General features: G+C 34.8%; 6 protein-coding genes. 3 read left to right on the top strand and 3 right to left on the bottom strand.

Annotation, left to right across the window (positions count from 1 at the left end):
* Positions 1-22 precede the first annotated feature (22 nt).
* Positions 23-1,180: a diaminopimelate decarboxylase gene (gene lysA, locus BZG02_RS14725; protein WP_101262205.1), complete on the top strand. Its 1,158-nt coding sequence runs from the start codon at positions 23-25 to the stop codon at positions 1,178-1,180.
* 73 nt (positions 1,181-1,253) lie between these two features.
* Here lysA and BZG02_RS14720 read toward each other — a convergent pair whose 3' ends face one another.
* The 3 genes from BZG02_RS14720 to BZG02_RS14710 form a co-directional block, all read right to left on the bottom strand.
* Positions 1,254-2,312 carry a DUF6268 family outer membrane beta-barrel protein gene (locus BZG02_RS14720; RefSeq protein WP_101262204.1) on the bottom strand — a complete coding sequence of 353 codons (1,059 nt, stop codon included), beginning with the start codon at positions 2,310-2,312 and terminating at the stop codon, positions 1,254-1,256.
* Positions 2,313-2,387: 75 nt separating this feature from the next.
* The gene (locus tag BZG02_RS14715; RefSeq protein WP_101262203.1) at positions 2,388-4,598 is read right to left on the bottom strand and encodes a patatin-like phospholipase family protein; all 2,211 of its coding nucleotides are present in this window, start codon (positions 4,596-4,598) and stop codon (positions 2,388-2,390) included.
* Positions 4,599-4,637: 39 nt separating this feature from the next.
* Positions 4,638-7,007, bottom strand: coding sequence for a GAF domain-containing protein (locus tag BZG02_RS14710; RefSeq protein WP_101262202.1), 2,370 nt, complete (start codon positions 7,005-7,007; stop codon positions 4,638-4,640).
* A gap of 347 nt (positions 7,008-7,354) precedes the next feature.
* Between BZG02_RS14710 and BZG02_RS14705 the strand changes: the two genes are divergently transcribed.
* Positions 7,355-7,822, top strand: a complete 468-nt coding sequence (locus BZG02_RS14705; protein ID WP_143470486.1) for a DsrE family protein — start codon at positions 7,355-7,357, stop codon at positions 7,820-7,822.
* Between the two features lie 180 nt (positions 7,823-8,002).
* On the top strand, positions 8,003-12,346 hold the full coding sequence (locus tag BZG02_RS14700) for a CusA/CzcA family heavy metal efflux RND transporter (protein WP_101262201.1): 4,344 nt from the start codon (positions 8,003-8,005) through the stop codon (positions 12,344-12,346).
* Positions 12,347-12,352: the final 6 nt, after the last annotated feature.

Genomic DNA, 12,352 nt, shown 5'->3' with positions numbered 1-12,352 from the left:
GTTTCCACAATTTTTTTTTATCATGTTTAACAGCCCAAGAATCAACGAATTCTCAAATATACCTACTCCATTCTACTATTACGATATGGAGATTCTTCAAAATACTTTGGAGATTGTTAAAAAGGAATCCTCCAAATATGGATATCATGTTCACTATGCAGTAAAAGCAAATGCCAATCCGAAAATAATGACTAAAATTCAGTCGTACGGATTTGGTGCCGATTGCGTTAGTGGAAATGAAATTAAACGATCTTTGGAATCAGGATATCCGTCGAATAAGATTGTATATGCAGGAGTAGGAAAATCCGATCAGGAAATTCAAACCGCATTAGATTCCGAAATTTTCTGTTTCAATTGCGAATCGATTCCAGAAATGGAATTAATTAACGAGCTTGCAAAAAAGAGTAATAAAACTGCGAAAATTGCAATTCGTATCAATCCAAATGTAAATGCGAATACGCATCATTACATCACCACGGGAGTTGAGGAAAATAAATTTGGAATTAGTCGTTGGGAGTTTGATCATGTTCTGGAAGGCCTCGCTTCTTTCAAAAATATCGAACTAATTGGATTACACTTTCATATTGGATCTCAAATTACCGATTTGAGTGTATTTAAAGGCTTATGCCTTCGAATAAATGAAATTAAGCAGTGGTTTGCCGATCGCCAAATTTTTGTTGATCATATTAATGTTGGTGGCGGTTATGGCGTAGATTACAAGCATCCAGATCAAAATCCAATACCTGATTTTGTTACATTTTTTAGCATTTTCGATGAATTCCTGGAATTAGATCCTAATCAACAACTTCATTTCGAACTAGGTAGATCGATGGTAGCTCAGTGTGGCAGCTTAATTTCAAAAGTTCTATACGTTAAAAATGGGGTGAAAACCAAGTTTGCGATATTAGATGCTGGTATGACTGAACTGCTACGCCCGGCGCTATATCAGGCTTATCATAAAATAGAAAATTTAAGTTCTACCGCTGAAAAAGAAAATTATGATGTGGTTGGACCAATCTGCGAATCATCCGATTGCTTTGGAAAATCGGTTCTTTTACCAGCTACAAAAAGAAACGATATAATTGCTATTCGCAGTACAGGAGCATATGGAGAAGCCATGGCTTCGAGATACAATTTAAGAGATATTGCTCCTTCGATATTTTCGAATGAAATTGACTAATTAAAAAAAGGCAATATTTCACTCATGCGATAGCGAATGAATGAAATATTGCCCTTTCTTTTTTTTAAATAGCTTATTTTAATCCTATTTTTTTCAAAATTGTTTTTGAGGGTACCAGAAACACCGATATATTATAGAAGACTCCCCCTTTTACCGAAGAATCAATAATACTATTTTTGTTGATTAATTCGCTCCCCGATAAACTGAATGCATGATTCTTGTTAGTAACATCGAAATTAATATTGGTACGGTAGCCAGATTCAAAGGAAGCCCATAACCAATCTGTTATTCCCTTTTCTATTTCTACTGAAAAATTCACATCTGCTCTTCTTAACTCAAGTGTTTTAAAATCATTTAATTCTGGATCGTCGAAATGGATGCTATAACTACCACCTTGCAGTCGGGCTTTGGCATTAATAAAACAAAGTTTTGAAGCTTGATATCTCAATTTAATTCTTGCAGGCAAAAATGCCTCAACTCCCCATTTATCGGCAAAAGAATGATTGTACACAAAAATGGGAAACAGTAACGGATCGCCAAACGTATAGGAGTAAGCCATACCAATACCCCATGATTTTTTTGAATTCACTTTCCAGCCAATTACTGGCGACATCTCCATTTTCAAAAAAGTATACTTATTCACATCACCAATATGCTCTTTCCAGTAATCGCCTTTTAACTTTGCATTAAATCGAAATAGGAAGAACATATTTCTTTTTAACTGAGTCATGAGATAAATACTCCCCCCAATACTCTTTAGATTCTTTTCATTCAGGCTTTTATATAAGGGGTAATTATTATCAGATATATCATCAAAATGAAATTCTTCATCACTATAATCAAAACTACCAGCAATTTTCAACTTTTGATTTAAAAATATGGGAAAGCGCAATTTTGTTTCGAAAACACGATTATTATCAATTTCACCTTTTCCTTTTCCATATAAATCCGAATTTGAATTTACCTTGTAATTTGTATTTACATGACAGGACACTTCTAATCCACGAACCGGGCCTGTTCCTTCAATTCCAGGATTCCAATCGTACTTTAAGCTATTCAGTGTATCTTGACCAAAAACGCTAGCTATAGAGCTACAAAAAAGAAGATTTAAAAAGAAAATGTATTTATTCATAAAATCATAATTACTGATTCGATTTTGAGTCATCACTGAAACTAAATAACTCTGAGAGCAAGCTTAATTATTCAGTTAAAACCAAAAACCTAAATTAACATAGTTTGAAATTCCTGATTTTCTATCAGAATACATTAATGTAAACTCTATTGGTCCAATTATACTATTATAGGAATAGGTTAGTCCTACTCCTTTTATCCACTCCCCATGCCTTAACGCTTCATCAACATCATCATTCAACTTTCCGGCATTAGCTTTCAGAATTAAATAATTATTCCGAAATAATTCATATTGAAAATCGGCACGAAAAACAAAAGAGTTTGTAGATGCAACCTCCATTCGTTCCAAACCTACAAATGGTATTTGAATATCAAAGTAATCTGTTTGATCAACACCACCAGTATACGACATATAAAAATTAGGAATATTTTTCCCCCACACAACTCTTCCGTAAAATTTTGGATATATGGTAAATGTTGGACTCACACTTATTGCCTTTTGAAACTTAACATAAGCAACAGAAGCCGGTCTTTCCATACCATCTACACTTATCCCATTATTCGTAACTAGCTTATATTCACCATAAAGACTCATTCCTGTTTTAGGATAATAAGCTTTGTCATGAGAATCTAAATTAAGGAATGCATAATAGCTGAAAAAGTAGTCATCATCTCTTGCATCCAATATATCTGGAATTGAAAACTCAGAATTAATATTATAATATTCTATTTTTCCTCCTAAGCCAAACAAATAGGATTCTTTAAAAATTGAATGGGTATTTACATCAAATTTTAAATAATTAAAGTCGTAACTAGCAAGTTTCTTACCATTTTCAAAAACATAAACTTCAGAATCATTGAATTCAGCTTCTACATTCAATCCTGGCTTTAAGCCATTATCAATGGTATAAGTTGTTTTAAATCTAGGGTTTTCGGATAATTTTAAATCGAAAGACAAACGCGATCCACTTCTTAATTTATTGCGAAATGTTGTATTTAGTATTACCGCAGCATTATTATCACTATCGTAGTGAAGACCAACATTAAATCGCTTTGTAGTTCGTTCCGTAACATTTACTAAAAGTGACTTTTCTTCTTCTCCTCTCATCTTAAAATCGACATGATCGAAATAACGACTGCCATAAACCCGTTTAATTCCATCCTGTAACTGCGTTAAACTAAACCTCGAATTCGTTGCTAAATTTAACTTTCCTGCCAATAACGAATAACTCACCTCATTTAATCCCTCTACCTCAATATCTTTCAGAAAAAATGTTGTTGAATCGCAAGGTGGAACATAGGCTTTAACAACTGATTTTTCGAGTTTATATTTATCCTTTAACTCCAATAAAGTTGGTATAAATGATTCCGCAACAACTTCCCCTCTACGAATTAACGAATCGGCATCCTGAAAACTACCCACCGTATATTCATCTATTTTTGGTTTGATATAAATGTCGCAATATTTCAAATTATCTTTGAAATTATTCAGCGCCATTAAAGAAGCTGTTTGATTAATAATATCTAAAAGAGACTTTAGTTCCTTTTTAGATTTTGCTCCAGCCTGAACATCAACACCAATAACAATATCAGCGCCCATATTAATTAATTCTTTTACCGGGAAGTTATTAATCATTCCACCATCGGCCAGTAATTTGCCATCAATTTCAATTGGTGCAAAAAAGGTAGGAATTGCCATACTTGCCCTCATGGCCTGTGGCAGGTAGCCTTTATCCAAAACTACAGCTTCACCTGTTTCTAAATCGGTAGCAATACACAAAAATGGAATTGGCAACTTTTTAAAATCCGTTTGGTTGTGATAATTTATGGTTAACCGCTCAAATAAATTGATTACATTTTGACCGCCAACAATACCTCTGGGCAATTCAATCCCCTTTGGCTTAATAGGGAAAGAAAGAATATACCTTTCAAAATCTTTTTTCTCATAGATAGGAACAAATTCTCGGGAGACATGATCGGACAATAGATCTTCCCAATTTTGATCCAGAATAATTTTTTCAATATCAACAGCAGAATATCCAATTGCATAAAATCCCCCAATGATACTCCCCATACTAGTTCCTGCAATATAATCAATTGGAATCCCCAATTCATCAATAACTTTAAGAACTCCAACGTGCGCAAAACCTTTCGCCCCGCCTCCACTTAAAACAAGTCCAATTTTAGGACGTTGCTGATGAGAAAGACTATCGGCAACCGGCTGAGCATAATTTAAAAAACTAATGGAAGAGAATACCAAACAAAGGAATAATGATTTTAAGCACATAAATAATATTTTTTTCTAGAGCCCAATAGGCGAACTAAATTATTCGTTCAATTTTAATTTTTTGGCAACTTCCAGCACTTCTTCTCGAACTTTTCCATCTTTAATTTGCACTCGAATTGCCCGTAAACCGTACACTCCTTGTAAATCCTCCAGTACTACATGTTCAATATTGTCCTCAAAATAACCTTTTGCAATTAAATATTCCAAATATCTTTGGTACTCTGCCATTTCGGCCTCCTGACTAAATATTACCGCTAATTTTCCGGGTTGAGTTAATCGTTCGCTGGTTCCTTTTATTACTGCCTTATCGATTCTTTTCTTTACAATCTCGTAACGAATATTGTACGCCCCATCCACATCAAATTTTTTCTCATCTTGTCTGAATCGAATGGCCAAAGGTTGGCTATGTACTAAAATTAAACCCGTGGTTTCCAGATCAATCGGCAACGAACTTCTTAAAGCATTTGTTTTCCTTGCCAGTTCTACACTTACAATTAATTGCCACAAACGCAGATTTTTTAGATAAATTCGATCAAATGTTTTATTCGCAGCAATACTTTGTCCTATGTAAATATTATGCTCTACTCCATCGGTCCGATATTTCTCAAAATAGTGGGGAAACATTTTCTGTGCTTTTTCCTCCTCTTTTTCAAGGTAAGAAGTTACACAATCGTTAATCATCCCCAAACTATCCTCAAAATCTTTTCTTCGTTTGTAAACAATATTTAATTCAGGATCTATATTTTTATCGTATTCGGCTATTGCAGCTGTTAAGGCAGGGCCTTTTTCATTAAAATGTGGAAAAAGAGATTCTACATCATTTCGAATAAAACTAAGAACATTTATTTCATCGCCCGAAGACAGTCCCTTTTGGATTCCCTCGATAAAAAAATCGATCTTATAAATTAATTGATCGTAAATAGGCATTTTTCGATCCGAAAAGGCTTCTTTCAACACCATCCGAGCCAACAGCAACTGCTCCACTAAATCATCCTGGATTGTTTGATTACGAATCACCGAAGAATGTCGCACGTCGATAGCACCATACAAAGGATGCACCTCTTTAAATACAATTTCTTCCATTTTTGCCAACTCATCCGACTCTTTATTTTCCAGCAATCTACCTGCAGCTTCCTGAAAACGCCACTCTACACTAGGATGTATTGCTGTACACTCTTCCTTTATGGTTGCCTCAATTCTATTTTTTAGTTCCTCACTTGTTCGTTGAACGGCAATGGAGAATATTGGAATAATATCTTTTATCACCCGAAGCTTAGTAAAGTTGATATCGAAAGCCTTGGTAGAACCTAACTCCAACATTCCCACCAACTCACCATCGTAATGAAGTGGAGTAATACTTATATTCTTAATGCCTTGATTTAGCAACTCTTGCTCCACAGGCTGCAAACTTTCTCTTTTCGAAAGATCACCAACCAACACCGAAGAACCCACTAATGCCGCCTCCTCGTAAATCGTTCCACGATATGCGTCGCACTGGTATTTTTTTGAATCAATAAAGCCATGCCAAAAATTGGATGGATTATCAACATGTCCCTGACTAACACCCATAGAAATTACACCCAAATTTAAATTTGGCAATGCTAATAAGGAACGAATATTTTGTTCTAGTGCGCTAAAATTATTCCTATTAATAATAGATGACTTTTCTAGCAATTGAGATTTTAAAGAAGAAATTACCTCAATTTGAGTAACATCAACATATCTAAACGACATAAAACCAGAAAATGTGAAATTATCTAAAGGAAGAGTCTGTAACCAAAAATCCATATTCATCGGATCGTTTATCATTTCCCGAATTTGATCTTCAGATACTATTGGCAATGCACCTTTATGCGAAAGCTCAATGCAAGACTCATTAAATTCCAATTTGTAATATTTCACCAAACCATTTAATTTATCTGTCATGCGGTACAAAAACAGATAATCCATATCCAATTGAAAATTGTAGAATTTAGGCAAAATCATTAAGTAAGCATATATCAACTTCGTAAAAGTCATATAACAGCTATCCTGCTTTCTTTGTTCAACAAATTCAATTTCGATATTCTCATTATTATAAATCTCCAAGTAATTAGGAGTAAAATAGAAATTCTTATCATCGAAAGGACTTGCAACAACGCCAATATCTTTTTTATACTGAGCCGGAGTAAAGATATAAGACATCATTGTATGAATCTCCTTTTCGTACTTTTCAACGTCTTTTATATTAAAATCGGTTTTCGCTAATTCCGGATTCTTCTCTACTAAATCCAAAATAATCTTTGAATACAAATCAATCTCAACTCCCTCTTTTTGTTCTTGCTTCAACTTATTAATTAAAGGAAGAAAACTTAACGATTTTTTAAATGGTATATCATCAACATTTAATTTCAATTGATCCAGCTTCATGATTCGATTTTTGGCTACATTTATAATAATCCACTAAAGTACTAGTTTTTGTATTGCATAAAAATTAAGATCGCAGAATGAGCTGCAATTAGTCATTTTTTAACAGTTTCGCATGCTTTTAAGATACTAAAAAAAGAAAAAGATATTACCAAAGGCAAAATTGTAAGTAAACCGCTCCAAAAACAGACTATATTCATACTCCATTCCTCCTACAAATGTGAATTTATTCACTCCTTGCAATCTTTTAGAAGTAACAGTTGGCACGATTTCTAAAAGCTCATTATATTACGGTTAATCAGTACACTCCAAAATAATCATTCCTACTTTATACTAAAACAACTATAGTCATGAAAAAGCTTACTCCATTATTTTTTTTATTTCTAATGATGATTTCATGCAACATGAATTCAACTCAAAAAGAGAATACAGAAAGCAAAGCAATGTTACCAACCGAAATTATTAAAGATGGTGTTTTCATTCACATTACGGAAGGTTACAACGATCCTCATCGGGTATTAATGCCTCTTAAAATGGCGGTACTTATGTCCGAAGACAAGGATGTTCTTGTATATATGGATATTCATGCAACAGAACTACTTGTAAAAGGAGCAAAAGACATGGGATTTTCGGAATTTGAATCTTACCAAGCTTACCTTAAGCAATTAATCGATAAAAAAGTAGGTATTTATGCCTGTCCTACTTGTCTGAAAGTAGCAGGATACGAACCAAACGACCTAATGGATGGAATTCAATTAGCCGAAAAAGACAAATTCTTTAGTTTCACGAAAGGACGCATACTCACATTCGATTACTAAACGATAAAGTCTGGTTCTCCCCGCAAACTATTTCCCGAAATATATTATCTTTAACAAGCTCGCTTTTAAGTGAGCTTGTTCGCCAAAACAGCTAAAATCCTCAAGTCCAAAATGGTGAATCAATAACGAAGTATTTTTTTATCGAACAGCCTAATAATTTCTATCTCTAAGCCCACACATATGTTAGAAAAAATCATCAATTTCAGCATTCGCAACAAGCTAATCATTATTCTATTTACCCTATCCATTGCTCTTTTTGGTTCGTATGCAATATTAAAAATCCCAATTGGAGCCGTACCCGACATTACGAATAACCAAGTTCAGGTAATTACCACTTCGGGAAACCTTTCCACACAAGAAATAGAGCAATTTATTACTGCACCGGTAGAATTAGAGATGGCAAATCTTCCTGGAGTAGAGGAAATCAGATCCATTTCAAAATTTGGATTATCAGTAGTTACCATTGTATTTAACGATGAAATTGGAACTTACCTTCCCCGACAATTAATTGCTGAAAAAATTAAATCAGCATCAGCTAACATACCAGAAGGTTTTGGTTCTCCAGAAATGGGCCCAATCACTACGGGTTTAGGAGAAATCTACCAATATATTTTGGATGTAAAACCAGGATATGAAAATCGATATTCTGCAATGGATTTACGAACCACACAAGATTGGATCGTAAAAAGACAGCTTTCAGGAATTCCTGGAGTAGTTGAAGTTAACAGCTGGGGCGGATTTTTAAAACAATACGAAGTAGCTATCGATCCAACCCGATTGCAATACATGAACTTAAACATCATGGAAGTTTATGAAGCCTTGCAAAACAACAACAGTATTTCTGGTGGTGCATACATCGAAAAAACAAATCAATCGTATTTTATCCGTGGCGACGGACAAGTAAAAAGCATTCAGGATATTGAAAACATTGTTATTAAAAGCAATCAAGATATTCCAATTGTTATAAAAGATATTGCCACCGTTCATTTTGGATATGCCAATCGTTTTGGCGCTATTACTGCAAACGGCCAAGGAGAAAAAGTGCTGGGTCAAATTATGATGTTAAAGAATGCAAATTCGAAACTAGTAATTAATGAAGTAAAAGAAAGGGTTGCCGAAATACAGAAAAATTTGCCCGAAGGCGTTTTCATTAACCCAATACTAGAACGAAGTGAATTAATTGGAAAAACCACCACTACTGTTGTAGAAAATTTACTTTTAGGTTGTTTAATAGTAATGCTGATAGTAGTTCTTCTACTAGGGAATATCAGATCGGCTTTGGTGATTGCCTCTATGATTCCGCTTGCCCTACTCTTCACCCTTTCGATGATGTATGTTTTTGGTATTGATGCCAACTTAATGAGTTTGGGCGCTCTCGACTTTGGAATTATAATAGATGGAGCAGTAATTATTGTTGAATACATAGCCATTCGTATCAGTGCGCAGTCGGATGAATTTAACCAGTCAAACAAAGAAGATAAGAAGACTCTAATTGATAAAATCACTTTTAGCGGAGCTTCTAAAATGATGAGTTCTGCCATTTTTGGACAAATCATTATTCTAATTGTTTTTATCCCTATTCTTTCCCTACAAGGTGTAGAAGGTAAAATGTTTAGACCAATGGCTCTATCGTTTAGTTTTGCGATTATTGGAGCTATGATACTTGGTTTTACGTGGCTTCCTGTTGCTTCTGCTCTTTTCTTAAAACCCGAAAAGAAAGGCAAATGGAATTTGTCTGATAAAATTATGAACCTAACCTACCGCTCGTATACTCCGGTTATGAAATGGTCTTGTGGTCACAAAAAAATTGTTTTAGGAGCCTCTTTTGCAGCTCTTATTTTCACAGGTGTTCTGTTCTCTAGAATGGGTGGTGAATTTGTTCCTACCCTCGACGAAGGTGATTTTGTTATTCAGCCAGTTTTAAAAACAGGAACCTCTCTATCCAAAACAGTTGAAATATGTACACAAATGGAAAACATCCTCATCGATAGTTTTTCGGAAGTAGACCAAATTGTTTGTCGAATTGGTGCGGCAGAAGTTCCAACAGACCCTATGTCGATGGAAGAAATAGATATGATTATTAAATTAAACCCTAGAAATGAATGGAAAGTGGCTAAAAACAAAGAAGAACTTGCCGACTTGTTTAAAGACGCTCTTTCGATAATTCCAGGTATTGAATATGAATTTACTCAGCCAATAGAAATGCGTTTTAATGAGTTAATTACTGGTGTTCGTGCGGATATTGCGATTAAGATATTTGGCGAAGACTTGACTTACTTAAATAGTAAAGCCAACGAAGTAAAAAGGTTAATTGAAGATGTTCCAGGAGCTGCCGACATCATTATTGAAAAAACAGAAGGCTTACCGCAAATGAGCGTAGTTTACAAACGAAATAAAATTGCTCATTACGGATTAGATATGCACACCCTAAATTCCTATTTAGCAATGGCTTTTGGAGGAGAATCAAGCGGAAGTGTTTTCGAGGGAGAAAAACGATTCGATTTGGTAGTACGACTCCAGAAAGAGCATCGGATAGATATCGAAAACATACAACAATTAATGATTCCATTACCAAATGGAAGTCAAATTCCAATGAGCGAACTGGCCGATATTTCCTTTTCTGAAGGTCCTGCAAAAATATCACGCGAAAACACACATCGAATGATGTCGGTAAGTGTAAATGTGAGAAATCGCGATTTACAATCGGTAGTAAAAGACATACAAAGCAGAATTGATGGCACAATTAAACTAGAACCAGGGAACTATATTGTATATGGCGGACAGTTCGAAAATTTACAGAATGCAAGCAAACGCTTACTTTTTGCAGTTCCCCTAGCCTTACTGCTCATTTTTGTATTCTTACACTTTGCATTTGGTTCGTTCAAGGATGCTATTATGATATTTACCGCAGTACCTTTATCTACGGTTGGAGGCGTTCTTTTTCTCTGGATTAGAGGAATGCCATTTAGCGTATCGGCAGGAATTGGGTTTATTGCCCTTTTCGGAATCGCTGTTTTAAATGGTATTGTGCTGATAGAACATTTAAAAGATTTACAGGAGAAAGGAACCACCAGTATGCGAGAATTAATCCTCACAGGAACAAAAGATCGACTTCGACCAGTGATGCTTACCGCAGCCGCTGCAGCTATGGGATTTTTACCAATGGCTCTCTCAACAGGAGCCGGAGCCGAAGTACAACGTCCATTAGCTACTGTGGTAATCGGAGGTCTTATTACCTCCACCATGCTTACCATGATCGCCTTACCTTTACTTTTCGAGATTTTTTATAATGTTACCGGAATCCAATTCAGACCACTTCGTTTTATCCGATCTAAATCGGCAATTACCGGAATTCTAATTGCCTTTTTATCGCTTACAGCAACCGGACAAACAAAAGAAGTTTATCTTGAAGATGCGATTCAAATGGCCATGAATAACAACAAGCAACTACAGGCTTTTGCACTTTCGGTAAAACAAAGCGAAGCCTTAAAAGCAACTGCATTTTCTATTGATAAAACATTGATATACTATGAGTACGATCAAAATAATATTGCAGAAAACGGGCATCCGCTACAAATTTTTGGAGTAGAACAAAGCTTTAGTTTTCCGAGTGTTTACACCTCACAACTAAAGGTGAATAAAAGAAATATATCCATTGCAGAAACCAGTTATTATCAGAAAAAACAAATGGTAGCAAAGGAAGTTTCTCAAGCATATTACCATATTCTATACTTAGAAAACAAAAAGAATATATTTCTTAAAATAGATTCATTGTATGCCAATTTCAAAAAGAATGCAAATCTTCGATTTGAAAAAGGAGACATTAGTCAAATTGATTTGCTTAATGCCAAAGCAAAACAACAACAAGTAGAAATAGACCTGTTGAAAATAAATCATAATTTAAAAATTGCAAATCAAAAATTGAATGCGATTATACAACAGGATAGTACCTACATGGTTCCTATGCAAGAATTAAAAAGAATTCCACTCGAAAACATTCCTATTGAATCGGGTTCCGACCTGCAAATAATGAAGTTGCAATGCGAACAACAGTATGCGTTGCTTGGTTTAGAGAGAAACAAACTCCTTCCTGATATATCCCTAGGATATTTCAGAGGAAGCAATAATTATGCAGCATCTCAAACCTACGAAGGTTTTCAAATTGGTTTAGCAATACCACTATTTTTCGGAGAGCAAAAAGCACGAATTAAAGCAAATAAAATTACCTTGGACATCACTCAAAATATGCGATCCGATTTTTTAATTCATCGGAAAGCAAAACAAGAAGAATTACGAATCGAATTGATGAAATATGAGGAATCGCTTCAAAACTACGAAGACTCTGGCAAGCAATTAAGTTCGGAAATTATTCGAATGTCTGAAAAATCCTATCAGATGGGAGAAATGAACTTCTTCCAATTTGTAGTAAGTATCGAAAATGCACTAGGACTAAGCTTAAACTATCTTGACAATCTATCTCAATACAATTATCTTGCTCTTGAGGCTAACTATTTAAGTAAATAAATTTAA

The sequence above is a fragment of the Labilibaculum filiforme genome, assembly GCF_002843315.1.
GTDB lineage: Bacteria > Bacteroidota > Bacteroidia > Bacteroidales > Marinifilaceae > Labilibaculum > Labilibaculum filiforme.
The sequence above is the reverse complement of the archived record's forward strand: the minus strand, read 5'-3'. Positions and strand labels throughout refer to the sequence as shown.